Below are 20,301 nucleotides of genomic sequence, written 5' to 3' on the forward strand. Positions count from 1 at the left end.
GCTAGCGCCGCATCCCGGCTTGGCAACCCGCGTTGGCCGGTATCGGCTCGTCGTCAGGGCTTGCGGCCGCTGCGATCCTCGAGCAGCTCGGGCCCGTGGCGGCGGAGCAGCCCTTCGATCTGCTTGCCGAAAAAGGACAGCATGCCGGGAAGGGTCACCTCGACCCGCACCAGTTTCTCCTGCACGTCGAGCGATGCGCTGACATCCTGGCCGAGCGCGGTGACTTTCAAGTTCATCCGGTCTCCCGACCAGTTCTTCTCGACCTGCGCGCCCGCCGGCAAATGATCGGTGAGCTGCCCGATGCCGTTCTGGATCCGGCGCTTGGCTTCCGCCGCGCCCAGCGAATGGGGAAGATCTACGATGATCGGACTGGCCATAAGCACTCCTGGCAGTGAGGGGACTTCGTTTCGCTGGCGTACTGACTCAACTCTGTGGTGTCGCGACCACAGTGCTGCAACATTCTCGAACCGCAACAAAAAACGCGTTTTCAACCTACGGGAATTGGATCAGCTTTCCTCACACAAGACGGTGTCAGCTGCACAAAAGGGAATTCCATGACTCGTTTCTCGCGCTCTGTCTGGCTCTCCTCATTCTCGTCTTTGGCCTTTCTCGCTGCCCCCGCGATCGCACAGACGCCGCAGGATCCCCCGGGCGACGCCGCCGAGACCGAGCCCGCCGACACCCAGCAGGAAATCATCGTCACCGGCACCCGCCGCAGCGACCGGACCATAGCCGACAGCCCGGTGCCGATCGACGTGGTATCGGCGGAAACCCTGTCGCACAGCGGCTTCACCGAAACCAACCGGCTGCTCAACCAGCAGGTTCCCTCGTTCAATTTCCCCCAGCCGGCGATCACCGACGGCACCGACGTCGTGCGCCCCGCCACCCTGCGCGGACTGAACCCCGATCAAACCCTCGTCCTCGTCAACGGAAAGCGCCGCCACACCACCGCTTTGCTCAACATCAACGGGTCGGTCGGACGCGGCAGCGCGGCGGTCGACATCAATCTCATCCCGTCGATCGCGCTCAGCCGCGTCGAGGTGCTTCGTGACGGTGCCGCGGCCCAATATGGCTCCGACGCGATCGGCGGGGTGATCAACTTCCAGCTCTCCGACCGTCGCAGCGGCGGCCGAGTCCAGGTCAATTACGGCACCTACATTTCGAACGTGCAGGGCGACGAGCGCGTCACCGGCCTCGTCACCGGCGCCAACGGGCAGCCGACCACCGCGATCGACGGCACCTACAACCTCGCCACTACCGGCAAGGATCGGCACGTCGAGGACGGACAGACGGTTACGGTTGCCGGCATCGTCGGCCTGCCGATCGGCGCCGAGGGCCATCTCACCCTCTCCGCCCAATATCAGGATCGCGAGAGCACCAACCGCACCAGCTACGATCCGCGGCGCCAATATGATCTGATCGGCGGGCAAGTCGATGCGCGCGAATTCACCTTCAACCGATTGAGCCACCGCTACGGCGATCCCGATACGCGCGATATCCTGCTGTTCGCCAATGCCGGGCTGCCGCTCGGTAACGATATCGAGCTCTACGCCTTTGCCAGCTACGGCCGTCGCAACGGCCAGAGCGCGGCCTTCTACCGGCTCGCAAGCGATGCCCGCAACATCCAGTCGATCTACCCGAACGGCTTCCTGCCGCTGATCAACACAGTGCTGGACGACAAGGCCGGGACGATCGGTCTACGCGGCGAGATCGGCGGCTTCCGCTGGGATCTCTCCGGCGGCCATGCCAAGAACGATTTCGATTTCCTGATTTCCAACACGCTCAACCGCTCGTTCGGGCCGACCTCGCCCACCCGCTTCGATTCCGGCGGGCTGCGCTATTCGCAGACGCTCGCCAATCTCGACGTCAGCAAGGATCTCGGGATCGGCTTTGTCGACAGCGCGACGATCGCCGGCGGCCTCGAATATCGGCGCGAGACGTTCCGCATCCGCCCCGGCGAAACCGCCAGCTATCAGGGCGGCGCTTTCGGCGGCGCGTCGGGCGCGCAAGGATTCCCCGGATTCGCGCCGATCATCGGCGGTCAGCAGGTCGACCGCGAGCGGGCGCGGCACAATGTCTCCGCTTATGCGGAGATAGACGCCGACATCACCAAGCGGTTCAATCTCCAGATTGCCGGCCGCTACGAGGATTATTCCGATTTCGGATCCGACTGGAACGGCAAGATCGCCGCGAGGTTCGAGCCGGTCGACGGGATCGCGCTCCGGGCTTCCGCCTCGACCGGCTTCCGGGCGCCATCGCTGCAGCAGCAATTTTTCGCGGCGCAGGCGACCAACAGCGTCAACGGCCTGCTGCTCGAGACGGTGACCCTACCGGTCGACAATCCGATCGCCATCGCCCTTGGCGCGACGCCGCTCGATGCGGAAACGTCGGTTTCCTATTCGGCGGGCCTGGTGTTCAACGCGGTGCCGCGACTGAACGTCACGGTCGACGTCTACCAGGTCACGATCGACGACCGCATCGTCGTCACCGAAAATCTCAACGCCACCCGCGATGCAGCCGGAAACCCGACCGGCACCAATCCGGGCCGGGCGATCGCGACCATTCTCAACAACGCCGGGTTCACCACGACCAACGCCGCGCGCTTCTTCGTCAACGGGCTCGACACCCGCACCCGCGGGGTGGACGTGGTCGGAACCTATCGCATGGACATCGGCGCGACCGGCCGCCTCACGCTCACCGCCGGCTACAATTACAACAAGACCAAGCTGCAGCGCATCCTCGCCGCGCCCGGGCCGCTCGCAGCGGTGCCCGGGGTGGTCCTGTTCGGGCGACAGGAGCAATTGCGCCTCACCGACGGCCAGCCGCGCGACAAGGTCAATTTCTCGATCGACTACGAGCATGACTGGCTTGCGTTCACGGCGCGGACCAACCGCTACGGCGAGGTGCTTGCCGCGGGCGGCGAACTCGGGCCGGCCGGCAGCGGCATCTTCAACGATGTCGCGATGGAGGCCAAGTGGATCACCGACTTCGAAGTGCGGGCGAGCGCCGGCGAGATGTTCGAATTCGCGCTCGGCGCCAACAACGTCTTCGACATCTATCCCACCGGAATCCCCGCCGGCCTTGCGGGCACCACGGCGGCCGGCGCGAACGTCTTCTATCCGACGTCGAGCTATGTGACGCCGTTCTCGTCCTTCTCGCCGTTCGGGTTCAACGGCCGCTTCGTCTATGGAAGAATGTCCGTCCGCTTCTGAAGATCGCTCAGAGGCCTCCGAAGCGGCCGGCCTGATAATCCTGGACGGCCTCGACGATCTCTTCGCGGCTGTTCATCACGAACGGGCCGTGCGAGACGATCGGCTCACCGAACGGCGCGCCGTGGCCGAACAGGATGAGAGTCTCCGTCGCGGAGCGGATCGAGACTCCGTCGCCATCGGCGCCAAGTTCGGCGAGGTGATGCTCAGGAACCAGGGTTCCGCCGACCTCCGCCTTCCCGGTGACCGAGTAGAGGAAGATGGTGCGTCCCGCCGCGACTGGAATGTCGATCGCTCCGCCCGCGCGCAGCCGGACCAGCATCAGGCGAATGTCGGCAAGCGGGCTGATCGGGCCTTCGATGCTGTCCCATCGTTCCGAAACCAGCGCAAGTGTGCCGCCTTCGAAGGCCACGCTCGGCACGTCACCGGCCTCCAGCCCGACATAAGCCGGCTTCGTCATCTTGAGACGCGCAGGGAGGTTGATCCAGAGCTGCAGGATCTCGAGCGGGCCGCCGCTGCGCTTGAAGCTTTCCGGCGACAGTTCGGCGTGGACAAGGCCGCTGCCGGCAGTCATCCACTGAACGCCGCCGGCACGGATCACGCTTTCATGGCCGCCGCTGTCGCGATGGGAGAGTTGGCCCTCGAGGATGAAGGTGACCGTCTCGAACCCGCGATGGGGATGCGGCCCGAACGGCAGGCCGCGATTACCCGCCGGATAGACTTGCGGTCCGTGATGGTTGAGGAACAGGAACGGATCGAGATGGGCAAGCCCAGGCCCCGGCAAGGGTCGCCGGGTGACGAGATCGCCGATGTCGTCGCGATGTGCGGCGTGCAGGCGCAGGACCTGACGGCTGCGCATCAGGCGGGCTCGAGCTCGGCCGCGACCGTCTCTTCGATCCAGCCGCCGCCGAGCACGCGGTCACCCTGATAGAGCACTGCGGCCTGGCCGGGGGCAACGCCATATTCCGGCCGCTCGAAGTGGATGGACCCGCCATCGAAGCGCACCGGCGCCGGCCGTGCCATCGAGCGGACCTTGGCGCTGAGGCCGTCCCGCTGCCCCTCGCCGAGCCAGTTGATCGCCGACAAGCGTGCCGAGCGGACGGCGAGTGCGCTCTTCGGACCGACGACGACCCGGCGTGCGGCGGCGTCGATGCGGATCACGTAGAGCGGCTCGGCCTGGCCGCCGAGTTCCAGGCCGCGGCGCTGGCCGACGGTGAAATGGATGAGGCCCTTGTGACGGCCGAGGACGTGGCCGGCGCGATCGACGATATCGCCTTCCTCCGCCGCTTCCGGCCGCACCTTCTTCACCACCGAGGCATAATCCCCGCCCGGAACGAAGCAGATGTCCTGGCTGTCGGGCTTGTCCGCGACGACGAGGCCGAGGTCGCGGGCGAGTTCGCGCACCAACGGCTTGGGCAGGTCGCCGAGCGGGAAGCGCAGATAATCGAGCTGCTCCGCCGTGGTGGCGAACAGGAAATAGCTCTGGTCGCGCGCCGGATCGGCGCCGCGGTGAAGCTCGGTGCCGTTCGGACCGACGATCCGCCGGACATAATGGCCGGTGGCGAGGCAATCCGCGCCGAGGTCGCGGGCGAGGCCGAGCAGATCGGTGAACTTCACGCTCTGATTGCACGACACGCAGGGTATCGGCGTGCGGCCCTTCATATATTCGTCGGCAAAGCGATCGATGACGCTGTCGCGGAACGCGCTTTCATAGTCGAACACATAATGCGCGATGCCAAGTCGGTCGGCGACGGTCTTCGCGTCATAAATGTCCTGTCCGGCGCAGCAGGTCTTGGTGCGCCCGATCGCTTCGCCATGATCGTAAAGCTGCAGCGTCACGCCGATCACTTCGGCCCCGCTGCGCGCAGCGAGCGCGGCGACGACCGAACTGTCGACCCCGCCGGACATGGCGACGACGATCCGCGATCCCTCCGCGGGCCGGCCGAGCTGAAAATCTACCTGCATATCGGGCGCTTACATAAGGTCAGCGGCGGTGAAAACCCACCCCCGCTTCAATCTTGGGCCGCGTCTTTACCCGGTCTTCAACCTTCCTCGCGTAACAGGGCCGGATGGATCTTGGATTTCTTCGCCGCGCCGAACAGCGCTTTGCAAGCCGCATTGCGGTCACGCCCGATCCGGGCGTGGTCACTGCGTTGCTGCAGGCGCAGCTTGCCGCCTCGGCGGCCGCGCACGCCGAGGCGCTGCGGGAAGAGCCGAAAGTGTCCGATCCGATTGCGGAGATCGTCCTTGGCGGTTCGGAATGGCGTCGTGCCGTCTCGGCACAGCGCGGTTCCTTCAACAGCGGCCTGGCCGCGGAAGGCGATGGTAACTGAAATGACCGCGGCGTTTACCTTGCGGTTTCAATCTTCCTTCAAGGCTGTGGGCTTAAGCCCATACGCGGGGGAGCAAGAGTTTCAGGTTTCGCGAGTTTGAGGTGGGAATGATCGAGAATCAGAAAATCCGGCCAGCGCAAGTGATCGGTCCCTTGGGAGAGCCGCTCACACTGGATTCGCTGCCACCCGCCGGCACCTCGCGCTGGGTCGTCCGTCGCAAGGCCGAGGTCGTCGCCGCCGTCAATGGCGGGCTGCTGTCGGTCGACGAGGCCTGCGACCGCTACGGGCTGACCCTCGAGGAATTCGCCAGCTGGCAGCGCGCGGTCGATCGTTCCGGCATGCCAGGCCTTCGGGTCACCCGCATCCAGCATTACAAGTCGCTTTACGAGCGCCAGCAGAAGTTCTGATTGCCGCCGGAGCCCGGCATCGGCCGGGTCGACGGCCTGTACGGCCCTCCCTCCGCTCCGGCGGCGGGAGGGCTTTTCGTTTCAACCGCAATAATGGCCGGTTGCGGTGACGGCGCTCACGCTGGCGGCCGGTTCGGCAACAGCATTCTCGATGCTCCGGCTCTCATGCGCCGCTTCGGCAAGCCATAACAGGATGGGGTGGATCGGTGCTGCTTTCTGATTGAAGCGCCGCGCCCGGTACCCGCGCTCCTTGCGTCCAATGGGATGCATTTTTTCACCTCTCCCCTTCGATTCGGGCCCTTATCGGGGACTCTCGAGTCAAATGGGATCCTAACGCAAAGCTGGTATCGCTAACAGATATTTTTACGTCCGATCCTGATCAATCCTGAAGGGTCGGGGTGCGTGCCTCGGCGACCGCCGCAAAGCCGCCGCTTGCCTCACTGCGGCTCGCCGTTCGTCCGTGGTTCGGCTGAGTGCGCGACGATGTATCACGCGCCTTCTCCTGTCGCGTGCCGAGAGCGGCCGAAATGGCCCGGGCATAAGCTGCCGCCTCATCTGCAAGCACCGTCTCGCCCAGCGCTGCGGACGCTTGCGCAGGCGCACCGAGATAGCCGCCGGGCGTCAATGCCCTCGCATGCTCCTGGCCCCGCCGCCATACGGCGAGCTCGGCGGCGTCGAGCCGTGTGGGCGGCAACCTTGCGATCTTGCCCGTCCGCACGGTGGCAGGCGCCCCGGCGAGCATCATCGACGTCTCCGTCTTGCCGGCGTGAAGATCGGGCGGAGCATTCGGGTCCGCTGCCGGGAGATCGGCAAAGGCGAAACCCGGTTCGCCGCGCGTGAGCCCGATCCGCGTCCCGAGCGCCGCCGGAACCACGAAGGTCACGTTCGGCCCTTGCGTGAGACGGGCCTTGCGAACCGCATCCGAAATCGCCCGATTATGGGCGGCATCATAATGGCCGGTGATCAGGAAGAGGTCGCGAAAGCCGGATCTGCCGACGCTTTGAAAGACATCCTGAAGCAGCGCCGACATCGTCTCGGGACGGATGTGGATGGATCCGGGAAACGCGCCGGTGACGTGGTTGACGCCCCAATAATATGGCGGAAGGATGATGCTGCTCACACCCTCGGCGGAAAGCGTACGCTGCACCCGGGCGAGTTCGTTCGCGGGCACATAGGTGTCGGTGGCGAGCGGCAGATGCGGGCCGTGCTCCTCGATCGAGCCGATCGCCCAGAGGATCACCGCACCGGACTTTGCCGCCGCCTCGAATTCGAGCCAGGTCAGGTCGGCCGCCGTCCCTGCCAGGATCGACGGCGCATCCGGAGGTGGGCTCGGCGCTCCAGCAGCAGCGGACGGCGCGAGGAAGACGCCGGCGAAGAGGGCAAGCAGCCAAGCCTGAGCGACCATCTTGCGCATTCCTCCTAGCGGCGGCCGGTCACGGGTGCGAACCGGTCGTGACCCTGCGTTTCCCCCAACGCTATCGCACGTGTTCTGGCGATGCAAAGAAGGTCCGTTCGCCACCTGCGCCGGCGGCTCTTGGGGCCGCAAGTCCGAGTTGGGCGACCAGCAACGTCAGGGTTGCGATCGTGACTCCGAGCATGCCGATGATCAGGCGCTTTTCCACCACTGCTCCCTCCCGAAGACAAGGTCTGCAGCAATGACGTCACGGCGGCATCGAACCCGCATCGGATTTGCATTGCGCCGGGCTGTGGGCCCGGTATCACAAATGGCGTGTCTCCGCAGGCTCCTGCCACCAGGCATTGTTGCGGCCGTCGCCGATCCGAACCGGCGCCTCCGCCAGCTCCGTCGGGGAGGCATCGTCGAGACAGGTCACGGCGACCGACACGAACGCTCCGCCAATCTCCGCCACGTCGCCTCTGGAGAAGGGGGCGCAGCCGCATGTCGAACAGAACAGCCATTCTCCCTGCATCGACCCGAAGGCGTAGCTGCTCATCGAATCCTCGCCCTGCAGCAGGCGGAAGGCGTCCGGCTTCAGGAGAACGTTCCAGTTCCGACGCTTGGTGCAGATCGAACAATTGCACTTGTTGGTCCCGGCCGCGAGATCGATGTCCGCTTCGAACCCGATCGCGCCGCAATGGCAGCTGCCCTGATACGTCTTCAGCACCGGTCGTCTCCCTGATGATTGGTAGAGCCGTCGTAACGGGGCCCTGCTGACAACGTGCTGTCAGCAATGACGGCGGATCCGATCACACAGACAGTTTTCCGGAAGACGATCGGGCCGGGCGGCCGGCACGAAGGGCTGCTTCAGGGGATCAATTTCGAGACGATCAAACGGGCGGCTTCCTCCGGCGACGTCCTGCACGTGTCGATGCGGATTTCCGGCGCCTCGGGCGCCTCGTAGGGGCTGTCGATCCCGGTGAAATTCTTGAGCTCGCCGGCGCGCGCCTTCCGGTAAAGGCCCTTGACGTCGCGCGCTTCGGCTTCGGCCAGCGGGGTGTCGATGAAGACCTCGATGAACTCCCCGGCGGGGATCAGTTCGCGCACCATCTGCCGCTCCGCCCGGAAGGGCGAGATGAAGGCGGTGATCACGATCAGGCCGGCATCCGCCATCAGTCGCGCGACTTCGCCGATCCGGCGGATATTCTCGATCCGGTCGGCCTCGGTGAAGCCGAGATCCTTGTTGAGCCCGTGGCGCACGTTGTCGCCGTCCAGCAGGAAGGTGTGCCGGTTCATCCGCACCAGTTCCTGCTCGACCAGATTGGCGATCGTCGATTTGCCCGCGCCGGACAAACCCGTGAACCACAGCACGGCGGGCTTCTGGTTCTTGAGCCTGGCGTGGGTTTCACGGTCCACCGTCAGCGGCTGCAGATGGATATTCTGTGCGCGGCGGAGGGCGAAGTGGAGCATGCCGGCAGCGACGGTGGCGTTGGTGATCTTGTCGATGAGGATGAAGCCGCCGAGCGCACGGTTCTGGTCATAGGGCTCGAACACGACGGGGCGCTCGGTCGAGAATGCAGCGACTCCGATCTCGTTGAGTTCGAGCGTCTTGGCGGCGAGATGCTCCATCGTGTTGACGTTGATCACGTATTTGGGCGTCTGGATGCGCGCCGACACGGTCTGCGTGGCGAGCTTCAGCAAGTAAGCACGACCGGGAACCAGCGGTTCGTCGTCGAGCCACACGATCGTCGCCTCGAACTGATCGGCGGCCTCGGGCGGCGCGTCCGCGGCCGCGATGACGTCACCGCGTGCGCAATCGATCGCATCGGCAAGGCACAAGGTCACGGACTGGCCGGCCGCCGCGCGATCGAGATCGCCGTCCAGGGTGACGATCCTCGATATCGTCGATGTCCGGCCCGAAGGCACCACCCGGATCGGATCGCCGGTCCGGATCTCTCCGGCTGCGACGAGTCCGGAAAAGCCTCGGAAGTCGAGGTTCGGCCGGTTGACCCATTGCACCGGCATCCGGAACGGTTTCGCCCGATCCGCATCGCCGTCGATCTCAACCGTCTCGAGATGCTCGATCAGCAAGGGCCCGCCATACCAAGGCATGTTCGACGACCGCGATGCGATATTGTCACCCTTGAACGCCGAGATCGGGACAGGGGTGAACGCGTCAATGCCGATCGACGCGGCGAATTCGCGATAGTCCGCGACGATCCGTTCGAACACGCTTTGGTCGTAGCCGACCAGATCCATCTTGTTGACCGCCAGCACGATCCGGCGGATTCCGATCAGCTGAGTGAGAAAAGCGTGCCGGCGTGTCTGGGTGAGCACGCCCTTGCGCGCATCGACCAGGATCACGGCGAGATCGGCCGTCGAGGCGCCCGTGATCATGTTGCGTGTATATTGTTCGTGCCCCGGCGTGTCCGCGACGATGAACTTCCGCGTCTCGGTTGCGAAAAAGCGGTAGGCGACGTCGATGGTGATGCCCTGTTCGCGCTCGGCAGTGAGCCCGTCGACCAGCAGGGCGAAGTCGATCTCCCGGCCCTGGGTACCGATCCGTCTGGAATCCGCTTCGAGGGCGGCGAGCTGATCATCGAAGATCATCTTCGAATCGTAGAGCAGCCGCCCGATCAAAGTGGACTTGCCGTCGTCGACCGATCCGCAGGTGATGAAGCGGAGGAGGGATTTGTGCTGATGCCGATCAAGATACGCCTCGATATTTCGGGCAATCAGCGCGTCCGTAGCGAAGGCCGGGTCCGCTGTCGTGCCGATCTCGCTCATCAGAAATAGCCTTCCCGCTTCTTCTTCTCCATGCTGGCGTCGCCGCCATCCTTGTCGATGACCCGGCCCTGGCGCTCGGACGTGGTGGTCAGCAACATTTCCTGAATCACCTCGGACAGGGTTCGCGCCCGGCTCTCGATCGCGCCCGTGAGCGGCCAGCAGCCGAGCGTGCGAAAGCGGATCGCGCGCTCGACAATGTGCGGGCGGCGTCCGAGGACATTCTCGAGCCGCTCGACGTCATCGGCCATGAAGATCTGGCCGTCACGCTCGTAGGTCGGCCGCATCGCGCTGAAATAGAGCGGGACGACCGGGATGTCGTTCAGCCGGATATATTGCCAGACATCGAGTTCGGTCCAATTGCTGATCGGGAAGACTCGAACGGTCTCGCCGCGCGCCTTGCGGGCATTGTAGAGATTCCACAGCTCGGGCCGCTGCTTCCTGGGATCCCAGCTATGGGTGACGCTTCGGAAGGAGAAGATCCGTTCCTTGGCGCGGCTCTTCTCCTCGTCCCGCCGGGCACCGCCGAACGCTGCGTCGAAACCATATTTGTCGAGCGCCTGCTTGAGGCCCTCGGTCTTCCACATATCGGTGTGCAGGGGACCGTGATCGAAGGGATTGATCCCGCGCGCCGCCGCTTCGGGATTGCGATGGACGATCAGCTCCATCCCGCTTTCGCGGGCCATGCGGTCGCGCAATTCGTACATCGCCGCGAACTTCCAGCCGGTGTCGACGTGCAGGAGCGGGAAAGGCGGTGGCGACGGGAAGAAGGCCTTCCGCGCCAGATGCAGCATCACCGCGCTGTCCTTGCCCACCGAATAGAGCATGACCGGGCGCTCGGTTTCGGACACGACTTCGCGCAGAATGTGGATGCTCTCGGCTTCCAGCCGCTCGAGATGGGTCATCCGCGTGGACATTCGCCGTCGATCTTCCTTCATCCGCTGCCGGCGTGCTCCGGTGCGAGGCCCGCGCAAGTGGTGCCGCAGTTTCCATCCTGCGTATCGCGCGCTGCACTCATCGCCGATACGGGTCCGATCGGGCAAGGCAATCTCGCGCGCGGCGTCACCGGATCGCGCGCCATCGTCACCCGCAGCACCATCAGCTCGCAACCGGGACAGCACAGGCTCGGAGGGCCGGCAGTGACGGCTGCCGGCCCTCCTTGATCGGCACTAGTCGATCATGCGCCGCACGTGCGCGCTCTCACCGAACGGGGGATCAGACGTCGAGATTAGCCACGTTCAAGGCATTTTCCTGGATGAAGTCGCGGCGCGGCTCGACCACGTCGCCCATCAACCGGGTGAAGATCTCGTCCGCGATGTCCGCCTGGGCGACCTCGACTCTGAGCAGGCTGCGATTGGCCGGATCCAGCGTAGTTTCCCAGAGCTGATCGGCATTCATCTCGCCCAGACCCTTGTAGCGCTGGATCGCCATGCCCTTGCGGCCCGCCGCCAGGATCGCCTCGAGCAATTCCGTCGGCCGGCGGACGAGGACTCCGCGGGCGTCCGGTGCGCGTTCCGGCGGCGCGGTGTCGAGCGCAGCGCCCGGCGTATTCGCTTCCTGCACAGTCTCGTCGTCGGCGGCCGCTGCGCTCGCCGCAGACTTCAACGAGATGAGACGGGAGGATTGCGCGTAGGCCGGAGCCTGTTCTGCCGTCAGCGTGTGGAGCTTGCGCGCTTCGGCCGAGGCGACGAACTTGTGGTCGACGACATGGTGATCGGTCACCCCGCGCCACAGCCGGCGCAGGACATAATCGCCGTCCGCGCCGAGCTCGCCCGTCCACGTCGATTCCTCGTCGCCGCGCTGAAGCCAGGTCGCGGCGCGCAGGATCGCCTCGCCGCGCTGATCCGAGGAGAGCGTCGGATCGAAGGCGCCGCCGAGCGCGAGCGCTTCGATGATCGCCGGATCGTAGCGCTTGGGCACATAGCGCATCAGGGTTCGCACCCGCCGCGCATGATCGGCAAGCGAGCGCAGATCGTCACCCGAGCGCGGCCCTTCGGCAGTCTCGAGCAGCATCGCATTGATCCCGGCATCGACGAGATAATCGTCGAGCTTGCCGTCGTCCTTCACATAGACTTCCGACCGGCCCTTGGAGATTTTGTAGAGCGGCGGCTGGGCAATGTAGAGATGGCCGCGCTCGATGATCTCCGGCATCTGCCGGTAGAAGAAGGTGAGCAGCAAAGTGCGGATGTGGGCGCCGTCGACGTCGGCGTCCGTCATGATCACGATCTTGTGATAGCGCAATTTCTCGATGTTGAAGTCGTCTCGGCCGATGCCGGTACCCATCGCCTGAATCAGGGTGCCAACCTCCTTTGACGACAGCATCCGGTCGAAACGCGCCCGCTCGACGTTCAGGATCTTGCCCTTCAGCGGCAGGATCGCCTGGATGCTTCGGTCGCGGCCCTGCTTGGCCGAACCGCCGGCGGAATCGCCTTCGACGAGGAACAGTTCGGACTTGGCGGGATCGCGCTCCTGGCAGTCGGCGAGCTTCCCCGGCAGCGACGCGATGTCCATCACGCCCTTGCGGCGGGTGAGCTCGCGCGCCTTGCGGGCCGCCTCACGCGCTGCGGCGGCGTCGATGATCTTCTGGATGATCGTGCGCGCATGGGCCGGATTCTCCTCGAGCCACTCCGCCATCTTGTCGGCGATCAGGCTTTCGAGCGGCTGGCGCACCTCGGACGAGACCAGCTTGTCCTTGGTCTGCGAGCTGAACTTGGGATCGGGAAGCTTCACCGAAACGATCGCGGTGAGGCCCTCGCGCATGTCGTCGCCGGTGAGCGAGACCTTCTCCTTCTTGAGCGCGCCCGATTTCTCGGCGTAGCCGTTCATCGTCCGGGTCAGCGCCGCGCGGAAGGCCGCGAGATGGGTGCCGCCGTCCCGCTGCGGGATGTTGTTGGTGAAGCAGAGGACCTGCTCGTAGTAGGAATCGTTCCACTCGAGCGCGACATCGATGCCGATATCGTCGCGCTGCCCCGTAACCGAGATCGGATCGGGAATGAGCGCCGCCTTGGTGCGATCGAGATAGCGTACGAAGGCCGCGATGCCGCCTTCATAATAGAGCTCGACCTGCCTTTCTTCCTCATGGCGCGCGTCGGTCAGGATCAGGCGAACGCCCGAGTTTAGAAAGGCGAGCTCGCGGAAGCGGTGCTCGAGCTTGTCGAAGTCGAACTCGATGATCTTGAACGTGCCGGGAGAGGGGAGGAAGGTGACCTTGGTGCCCTTCTTGCCTGCTTCTGCCGGGCCATTGATCTTGAGCGGCGCCTCGGCGTCGCCGTGGCGGAACCGCATCCAATGCTCTTCGCCGTCGCGCCAGATGGTGAGCTCCAGCCATTCGGACAAAGCGTTCACGACCGAGACTCCGACGCCGTGAAGACCGCCGGACACCTTGTACGCATTGTCGTCCGAGGTATTCTCGAACTTCCCGCCCGCATGGAGCTGGGTCATGATCACTTCGGCGGCGGACACGCCTTCTTCGGCGTGGATGCCCGTCGGGATGCCGCGGCCATTGTCCTCGACCGAAACCGAGCCGTCGGGGTTGAGGGTGATCCGGATCAGATCGCAATGACCGGCGAGCGCCTCGTCGATCGCGTTGTCGGAAACCTCGAACACCATGTGGTGGAGGCCCGATCCGTCGTCGGTGTCGCCAATATACATGCCGGGCCGTTTGCGGACCGCGTCGAGACCTTTCAGCACCTTGATGGAATCGGCGCCGTAGCTGTTTTCACTCGGAGATGTTGCCATGCCGAGGATATAGCGACGGAGTGCGCGGAACCCAAGGAATTTAGCACTGCTCCGCGCCGCTTTCTCGTCCTGCGGGATCAGCCGCCGGGCCGCCCCACCGGCCTGGGCGCGGGCGCCTGGAAATCGGCCTTGACGTCGTCGCCGAGGCTCTGGCTGGAGACGCCGCCGAGCGCCATCCAGATGACGACTCCGATCAGCACGGCCAGGGCTGCGAGGAGGAGAATGCACGAGCGGCGATTTTTCTGTTCAAGGCGCATGACGGGAGAACGCGGCGCGGACCCTGCGGCTCCGTGGCGTCTCGCGTGGGCGGCCGGCCCGATTTGTTCGTCTTGCCGCATTGCGCCGGGTGGGGCGCCTTCTTAAGTCCCGAACCATGCTCGACGCCCAGAACGCTCCCGCCGCCCCGATCACGATCCGCCGAGAGGATTATCGTCCGCCCGACTGGCAGGTGCCGGAAATTGCGCTCGATTTCGATCTTGGCGCGGAGCGGACGCGGGTCCGGTCGACCCTCGAGGTCCGACGGAACGGCGTTCACGATCGACCGCTCGTGCTCGACGCCGAGGCGCTGATCATCGTTGGCGTGACGGTGGACGGCAGCCCCGTCGACTATTCCTACGAAGGCGATCTGCTGACGGTGCCGCTCGCGGCGGCCTCTGCAACGGTCGAGACCGTGGTCGATCTGGCGCCGCGAACCAACACCCAATTGATGGGCCTCTATGAATCGGGGGGCATCCTGTGCAGCCAGTGCGAGGCGCAGGGCTTTCGCCGGATCACGCCTTTTCCCGATCGTCCCGATGTCCTCACCCGCTACCGGGTGCGGATGACGGCGGATCGAGCGGATTATCCGATCCTCCTATCGAACGGCGACCCGGTCGGTTCGGGGGAGAGCGAGGACGGCCGCCATTGGGCCGAGTGGAACGATCCGTTTCCCAAGCCATGCTATCTTTTCGCCCTCGTCGCCGGCGATCTCGTCGCCAATCGCGACAGCTTCGTCACCCGCTCCGGCCGCAAGGTGGACCTCGGCATCTGGGTTCGGGAACCGGACCTCGCCAAGACAGACCATGCCATGACCGCGCTCAAGGCGTCGATGAAATGGGACGAGGATGTCTATGGGCGGGAATATGACCTGGCGGTGTTCAACATCGTCGCCGTGTCGGATTTCAACTTCGGGGCGATGGAGAATAAGGGTCTCAACGTCTTCAACTCGCGCTACATCCTTGCCGATGCGGACACTGCGACCGACACGGATTTCGACGGGATCGCAGGAGTCGTCGCCCACGAATATTTCCACAATTGGTCGGGCAACCGGATCACCTGCCGGGACTGGTTCCAGCTGTCGCTGAAGGAAGGATTCACCGTCTTCCGCGATCAGCAATTTTCGGCCGACATGGGGTCCGCCGCAGTCAAGCGGATCGAGGATGTCCGCATGCTTCGCGCCGCGCAATTCCCCGAGGATGCCGGGCCGCTCGCCCATCCGGTGCGGCCGGAAAGCTATATCGAGATCTCGAACTTCTACACGGCGACGGTCTACAGCAAGGGCGCCGAGCTCATTCGGATGATGCATACCATGCTCGGCGCGGAACGATTCCGTGCCGGCACGGACCTCTATTTCGACCGCCACGACGGCGAAGCGGCGACCTGCGAGGATTTCGTCCGCGCGATGGAAGAGGGCGGGGGCATCGATCTGTCCGGGTTCCGCCTCTGGTACAGCCAGGCGGGAACGCCGCGCGTGCGGGCCGCTCTGGCACGCAGCGGCGAGGAGCGTTTCATTCTGCAGCTTTCCCAGGACGTGCCGCCATCGCCCGGCCAGCCCGAGAAGCAGCCGATGCCGATCCCGCTCAAGATCGCCTTGTTCGGCGAGAAATCGGGGACGAAGCTCGACGAGCGGCTGGTCCTGTTCGATGGCCCGGCGCACGAGATCGTCTTCGACGCGTTCGGCGAGCGACCGATCCTGTCGATCAACCGCGACTTCTCGGCGCCGGTGGTGGTGGAGACGGACCGAACCATCGCCGATCTCGCCTTCCTGTCCGCGCGCGACGACAATCCGTTCGCGCGCTACGAAGCGACCCAGCAATTGATGCTCGACACGTTGCTGTCGGCGATCGCCGGCTCCGAGGCGGATCACGCTCCGGTGATCGAGGCGGTTCGGGAGACGCTGGCGGATCCGGCGCTCGATCCGGCATTCGTCGCCGAAGCGGTGCTGCCCCCGAGCGAAGCTTTCGTCGGCGATCACATGGCGATCGTCGATCCGGAGGCGGTGCGCGCTGCCCGCGAAGAGCTCCGCAGCGCGATCGGCCGGGCACTGGAGGCGCAGTGGCGGGCAGCCTATTCCGCCAATTCCGCGAACCGCTTCGAATATTCGCCGGCGGGAAAGGGCCAGCGGCGACTGCGCACCGTCGCGCTCAACTATCTGATGGCGGCGGGCGCGGCCGATGCGCCGGCGCTGGCCATGCGGCAATATGGTGAGGCCGACAACATGACGGATCGGCAGGGGGCGCTTGCGGCTCTGGTGAGTTCCGACGCACCGGAGCGGCATGGCGCGCTCGCCGCTTTCTACGATCGCTATCGCGGCGATCCGCTCGTCCTCGACAAATGGTTCACGGTCCAGGCGCTCTCGACCCGCGACGACGTTCTTGATGCCGTCGAAGCGCTCGCCTCGCATCCCGATTTCACGCTGTCGAATCCGAACCGGATGCGGTCGCTGGTCGGTGCCTTCGCCGCCAATCAGCGGGCGTTCCACGATCCGTCCGGGCGCGGCTACGCATTCCTCGCGGACATGATCCTCGCCGTCGATCGGCTCAACCCGCAGACTGCCGCGCGCCTGGTTCCGCCGCTCGGCCGCTGGCGGCGGTTCGATCCCGCGCGGGCCGCGCGGATGAAGAGCGCGCTCGAGCGGATCGTCGCGTCCCCGGGTCTCTCGAAAGATGTGTTCGAGCAGGTTTCAAAAAGCCTCATCTAATCGGGGCGCAGCGATCGACGTAGTGGGCGACGCACGGACACCGGCGTCGTCGCGATTCTATCTCGCGCAGATGCAGGCGTCGTCGCAGGCGCCCTGTCGCGCCTCCGCCGCACGCGCTTGGCGGAGACCAACGCGTGTCGCCCCCTCATCACGCGCCCGTCATCGATAGCGGCATAAGATGCCGTCCCAGCGTGCCTGCCGCAGCAGAGGGCGCAATCCTTGCTCTTGCAGTTCCGCGTGATGAAGCCGTGTCTGCTCAATCTCGTTTCAGGTTGTACTCCAAAACCGAAATCTAGCCCACCGGATATCTGCTATTAGATCACGAAGCCGCAAGTCGCTTCTTCTGAAACCTGCGCAAGATGCTTTGCTTGCATGCTCGCTTTGTGTCATGAGGCTGGTATCGTAGCGTATCCGAGTCTCAATGATTGCTGGTTCCGGGGTGTAGCCAAGTGGCGGCGCATCGATCCAGACGCTTGGATGGGGGAGGAGGCGCATGGCAACTACGATCAGGTGTGCGCAGTTGCGCCTCGGCGCCGCACCTTCGCGGAGATGGGCGCCTTATGCAGTGACGAGCCAGTTGATTACGCCGGAACAGCCGTCAAGAACCGCGAAGGGAGGCGACGCCGCTCCTCGGAGCTGGTCACGCCGTTGCTCCGCCGCGCATCTGCTTGAGAGGCGGATCCGCCGAAATCACATCTGGAGCTTGGCGAAGCCTCGAGTGCCTGCGTCGCTTCAGCTTCCCCGATGAGCCAATGCTATTCTTCTAAATCGCTGAACAACGATCGAAAAGCAGCGGCCCCAAGGAGTGGTCGAGGCTGATTAGTTCATCATCACTTTTCAACAGGAGGTTATTTAAATGGCAATCACGATCGATCTTTCAGGCGGTCTCAACGGAAACTATACGATCGAGGACGACGGCATCGGCGGCAATGGGACATCCATCGTTCGCGCCCCCGACGGCACCGTCTTCACCACCTTCGCCCATCCGGCGGACAGCATCACCGTTCTCAGCCGCGCCGGGCAGAACGTGAACGTGAACGTTACCGACGCGCTCGGTGCGGCGACATTCACGATCGGCAGCCTGACCAATGCAGCGGTGCGACCCGATGCGATCGCAGTGAATTTCCTGCAAAATTCGAGCACGATCACGCTCGCCGCGAACACGACGATCGGCGAGTTCGGCGCTGATGGGGTGCAGGACCTGCTTACCGGAACCCTCCTCATGCGTGCCGGGACGGGCATCGGGGTCGGCAATCAGCTTCGGATCCAAGCGGGAACTCTCGAAGCCGAATCCAACACTGGCGGCATCAACATCTTCAGCTACACCGCGACGACGATCGGCGGCGCCACGGCGGATCTTGCCGGTTTGCGCACCGTCACCTCGGGCGACATCACCTTCGTCGGCGGCAGCGTGGTTCTCGCAGACACGAACGGAACGGCGGGTGTCGACAGTGCCGGCGGCATTTCGCTGACCTCTTATGGCGCGTCACAGGACATCAGCAGCACTTCCTCCTTCGACTCGCTGGCGGCACGCGGCGGAAATATCGTCCTCAATTCCGCGCGCGACATCCTCCTCGGAACCGGTGGCACGGATTACGACAACGACGTTCGTGCCGCAGGCAGCATCACCATCACCGCTGGCCGCGATTTCGTTATCGACGGCTTCTCGGACATGGCGTCGAACGACTTCGGTACCGGCAGCAACGGCGGGGTCAGCATCACGGCCGGCCGCAACATCAGCGTCAGCGACGACAATGGCGTCGACGCAAGCATCGGCGTGAGCACCGGAACCGGGGATCTCGTTCTCACGACCGGAGCGGGAGGGACGCTCGAACTCGCCGCCAATTCGACCGCCGCTCTCTTCGCCAATGGAGGAGACGTCTTCGCCAATGCCGATCGCATTCTGATCGAGGGTGATTCGGGCATCACCACGACCGGCAGCGGCACCGTCCATCTTGGCACGGCAACGGCGGGCCGCAATATTCTGGTCGGCAGTGCAGCCGATGGCGCAACCGACCTCGAACTTTCGGATGCCGAGATGGACCGGATCACCACGTCCGGGCTCTATGTCGGCAATTCCAGCAGCGGGTTCACGTCGGTGGTCGGATCGCTCACGCGCGCGGCCGGGCAGATGCTGCTCCAAGGAGGGACCGACCTCTGGATCAATGCGAACATCACCACGGCGGCAGGTCTCTCGCTGTTCGCGGCGAACGGCGTCTTCCAGGCCGGGGGCACGACGATCAACGCACCGTCCGTCAGTGTCGTCGTCGACAGCCCCGATGCGGACGCTGCCGGCGGAAGCGCCACGTTCGCAGGCATTCTCACCGGGGGCCCGGTGACCTACAATGGCGGCAACGACAACGACGCGATCGTGGGCAGCGGCGCCAACGAGTTGTTCCTGCTTGCGGATGGCGGCTCCGACATGGCGTGGGGGGGCGGCGGTAATGATCGCTTCTATTTCGGCGCGAACTTCACTGGCACCGACACGGCGATCGGCGAGGACGGCGCGGACAGCGTGATCCTCGACGGCAATTATGCCGGCCTGACCTTCGGCGCCACCAGCCTGCAGAGCATCGAGATCGTCCGGCTGGCGAGCAGTGGCGGCAGCAATGATTATGCGCTGACGATGAGCGACGGCAATGTCGTCCCCGGTGGCCTCATGACGATCAACGCCAGCGATCTCGTGGCCGGCGAGACCCTGACCTTCCTCGCCATGGCGGAAACCGATGGGCGTTACGTCGTGAACAGCGGCGCAGGCAACGACATCCTGGTTGGGGGTACGCGGAACGATCAGATCAATGGCGCCGCCGGCAACGATGCGCTCTATGGCGGTGCGGGAGACGACATCCTCTATGGCGCGCTCGGCAGCGACACGGTCAACGGTGGTAGCGGTTGGGACACATTCCGTTACCTTCTCCCGGCGGAATCGACCGGCATCGATTTCGACCGGATCGACCGGTTCGAGGCTGCGCGCGACGTCATCGATCTGCCGACCGCGGTGACCGGGTGGACCGGAAATGTTGCGGGCGGCGCGCTTACCGTCGCGACCTTCGACGGTGATCTCGCGGCGGCGGTGAACGCACCGTTGCAGGCCAATTCGGCCGTGTTGTTCACCCCGGACAGCGGCGAATATGCCGGACGCACGTTCGCGGTGGTGGATGGAGACGGCGACGGCGCCTACACCGTCGGCGCCGACTATGTGTTCGAGTTCGTGAACCCGATCACGCCGCTCGGACTCACGGCTGCCTACTTCGTCTGAGGATCGACAAGAGGCGGCGCCGAGAGCTCAGGATGGACTAAAGCATGTTCGTACCAAGCTAATCAGCCTGATACGAACATGCTCTGTTCACTGGTTCAAAGCCTGATGCACACCTTCAGGTAGCTTCAACCTGAGGTGTGCAGCCTCGGGCGCCAGGTGGAAGCGGCCGCTTTTCACCTGGCGGCGCGATCCTGAGCATCAGTTGGCAAGCGTGCC

15 protein-coding genes are annotated in these 20,301 nt (G+C 64.7%); 5 read left to right on the forward strand and 10 right to left on the reverse strand.

Features of this window, described 5'->3' with window-relative positions; translation table 11 throughout:
• Positions 1-53: 53 nt before the first annotated feature.
• Positions 54-377 (reverse strand): polyhydroxyalkanoic acid system family protein, encoded by a 324-nt coding sequence (locus C7I55_RS16405; protein ID WP_106514093.1) that lies wholly within the window; start codon positions 375-377, stop codon positions 54-56.
• 177 nt (positions 378-554) lie between these two features.
• On the opposite strand from C7I55_RS16405, the gene C7I55_RS16410 reads away from it, so the two are divergent.
• On the forward strand, positions 555-3,212 hold the full coding sequence (locus tag C7I55_RS16410; protein ID WP_106514094.1) for a TonB-dependent receptor plug domain-containing protein: 2,658 nt from the start codon (positions 555-557) through the stop codon (positions 3,210-3,212).
• A 7-nt stretch (positions 3,213-3,219) separates the two neighbouring features.
• On the opposite strand, the gene C7I55_RS16415 is transcribed toward C7I55_RS16410, so the two are convergent.
• Positions 3,220-4,068, reverse strand: a complete 849-nt coding sequence (locus tag C7I55_RS16415; RefSeq protein WP_106514095.1) for a pirin family protein — start codon at positions 4,066-4,068, stop codon at positions 3,220-3,222.
• Positions 4,068-5,174: a tRNA 2-thiouridine(34) synthase MnmA gene (mnmA, locus tag C7I55_RS16420; RefSeq protein WP_106514096.1), complete on the reverse strand. Its 1,107-nt coding sequence runs from the start codon at positions 5,172-5,174 to the stop codon at positions 4,068-4,070. The genes C7I55_RS16415 and mnmA overlap by 1 nt, the downstream gene beginning before the upstream one ends.
• A 104-nt stretch (positions 5,175-5,278) precedes the next feature.
• On the opposite strand from mnmA, the gene C7I55_RS16425 reads away from it, so the two are divergent.
• Both C7I55_RS16425 and sciP read left to right on the forward strand, forming a co-directional pair.
• A complete protein-coding gene (locus C7I55_RS16425) occupies positions 5,279-5,542 on the forward strand; it encodes a hypothetical protein (RefSeq protein WP_106514097.1) in 264 nt (87 codons plus the stop codon).
• 107 nt (positions 5,543-5,649) lie between these two features.
• The gene (gene sciP, locus C7I55_RS16430; RefSeq protein ID WP_106514098.1) at positions 5,650-5,949 is read left to right on the forward strand and encodes a CtrA inhibitor SciP; all 300 of its coding nucleotides are present in this window, start codon (positions 5,650-5,652) and stop codon (positions 5,947-5,949) included.
• Positions 5,950-6,030: 81 nt separating this feature from the next.
• Here the strand turns inward: sciP and C7I55_RS16435 are convergent, their stop codons facing one another.
• The 7 genes from C7I55_RS16435 to C7I55_RS29265 all read right to left on the reverse strand — a co-directional run bounded on the left by C7I55_RS16435 (position 6,031) and on the right by C7I55_RS29265 (position 14,067).
• Positions 6,031-6,219, reverse strand: coding sequence for a hypothetical protein (locus C7I55_RS16435; RefSeq protein WP_106514099.1), 189 nt, complete (start codon positions 6,217-6,219; stop codon positions 6,031-6,033).
• Between the two features lie 109 nt (positions 6,220-6,328).
• A complete protein-coding gene (locus C7I55_RS16440) occupies positions 6,329-7,354 on the reverse strand; it encodes a creatininase family protein (protein WP_158266457.1) in 1,026 nt (341 codons plus the stop codon).
• A 313-nt stretch (positions 7,355-7,667) separates the two neighbouring features.
• The gene (locus tag C7I55_RS16445) at positions 7,668-8,072 is read right to left on the reverse strand and encodes a GFA family protein (protein WP_106514101.1); all 405 of its coding nucleotides are present in this window, start codon (positions 8,070-8,072) and stop codon (positions 7,668-7,670) included.
• A gap of 140 nt (positions 8,073-8,212) precedes the next feature.
• A complete protein-coding gene (gene cysN, locus C7I55_RS16450; protein ID WP_106514102.1) occupies positions 8,213-10,132 on the reverse strand; it encodes a sulfate adenylyltransferase subunit CysN in 1,920 nt (639 codons plus the stop codon).
• Positions 10,132-11,046 (reverse strand): sulfate adenylyltransferase subunit CysD, encoded by a 915-nt coding sequence (gene cysD / locus C7I55_RS16455; RefSeq protein WP_233222253.1) that lies wholly within the window; start codon positions 11,044-11,046, stop codon positions 10,132-10,134. Before cysD ends, cysN begins: the two co-directional genes overlap by 1 nt.
• Before the next feature lie 298 nt (positions 11,047-11,344).
• Positions 11,345-13,867 (reverse strand): DNA topoisomerase (ATP-hydrolyzing) subunit B, encoded by a 2,523-nt coding sequence (gene gyrB, locus C7I55_RS16460; RefSeq protein ID WP_106514104.1) that lies wholly within the window; start codon positions 13,865-13,867, stop codon positions 11,345-11,347.
• Positions 13,868-13,944: 77 nt separating this feature from the next.
• The gene (locus tag C7I55_RS29265; protein WP_269845221.1) at positions 13,945-14,067 is read right to left on the reverse strand and encodes a hypothetical protein; all 123 of its coding nucleotides are present in this window, start codon (positions 14,065-14,067) and stop codon (positions 13,945-13,947) included.
• Positions 14,068-14,240: 173 nt separating this feature from the next.
• Between C7I55_RS29265 and pepN the strand changes: the two genes are divergently transcribed.
• Both pepN and C7I55_RS16475 read left to right on the forward strand, forming a co-directional pair.
• On the forward strand, positions 14,241-16,826 hold the full coding sequence (pepN, locus tag C7I55_RS16470; RefSeq protein ID WP_106514106.1) for an aminopeptidase N: 2,586 nt from the start codon (positions 14,241-14,243) through the stop codon (positions 16,824-16,826).
• 856 nt (positions 16,827-17,682) lie between these two features.
• On the forward strand, positions 17,683-20,085 hold the full coding sequence (locus C7I55_RS16475) for a beta strand repeat-containing protein (protein WP_106514107.1): 2,403 nt from the start codon (positions 17,683-17,685) through the stop codon (positions 20,083-20,085).
• Positions 20,086-20,301 lie beyond the last annotated feature (216 nt).

It is taken from the genome of Allosphingosinicella deserti, from assembly GCF_003012735.1.
GTDB classification, from domain to species: domain Bacteria; phylum Pseudomonadota; class Alphaproteobacteria; order Sphingomonadales; family Sphingomonadaceae; genus Allosphingosinicella; species Allosphingosinicella deserti.

Excerpts from the sequence above, each read along its gene's own strand:
- C7I55_RS16405 (WP_106514093.1), bottom strand. The coding sequence starts at position 377 with ATGGCCAGTCCGATCATCGTAGATCTTCCCCATTCGCTGGGCGCGGCG.
- C7I55_RS16410 (WP_106514094.1), top strand. The coding sequence starts at position 555 with ATGACTCGTTTCTCGCGCTCTGTCTGGCTCTCCTCATTCTCGTCTTTG.
- C7I55_RS16415 (WP_106514095.1), bottom strand. The coding sequence starts at position 4,068 with ATGCGCAGCCGTCAGGTCCTGCGCCTGCACGCCGCACATCGCGACGAC.
- mnmA (WP_106514096.1), bottom strand. The coding sequence starts at position 5,174 with ATGCAGGTAGATTTTCAGCTCGGCCGGCCCGCGGAGGGATCGCGGATC.
- C7I55_RS16425 (WP_106514097.1), top strand. The coding sequence starts at position 5,279 with ATGGATCTTGGATTTCTTCGCCGCGCCGAACAGCGCTTTGCAAGCCGC.
- sciP (WP_106514098.1), top strand. The coding sequence starts at position 5,650 with ATGATCGAGAATCAGAAAATCCGGCCAGCGCAAGTGATCGGTCCCTTG.
- C7I55_RS16435 (WP_106514099.1), bottom strand. The coding sequence starts at position 6,219 with ATGCATCCCATTGGACGCAAGGAGCGCGGGTACCGGGCGCGGCGCTTC.
- C7I55_RS16440 (WP_158266457.1), bottom strand. The coding sequence starts at position 7,354 with ATGGTCGCTCAGGCTTGGCTGCTTGCCCTCTTCGCCGGCGTCTTCCTC.
- cysN (WP_106514102.1), bottom strand. The coding sequence starts at position 10,132 with ATGAGCGAGATCGGCACGACAGCGGACCCGGCCTTCGCTACGGACGCG.
- cysD (WP_233222253.1), bottom strand. The coding sequence starts at position 11,046 with ATGTCCACGCGGATGACCCATCTCGAGCGGCTGGAAGCCGAGAGCATC.
- gyrB (WP_106514104.1), bottom strand. The coding sequence starts at position 13,867 with ATGGCAACATCTCCGAGTGAAAACAGCTACGGCGCCGATTCCATCAAG.
- pepN (WP_106514106.1), top strand. The coding sequence starts at position 14,241 with ATGCTCGACGCCCAGAACGCTCCCGCCGCCCCGATCACGATCCGCCGA.
- C7I55_RS16475 (WP_106514107.1), top strand. The coding sequence starts at position 17,683 with ATGGCAATCACGATCGATCTTTCAGGCGGTCTCAACGGAAACTATACG.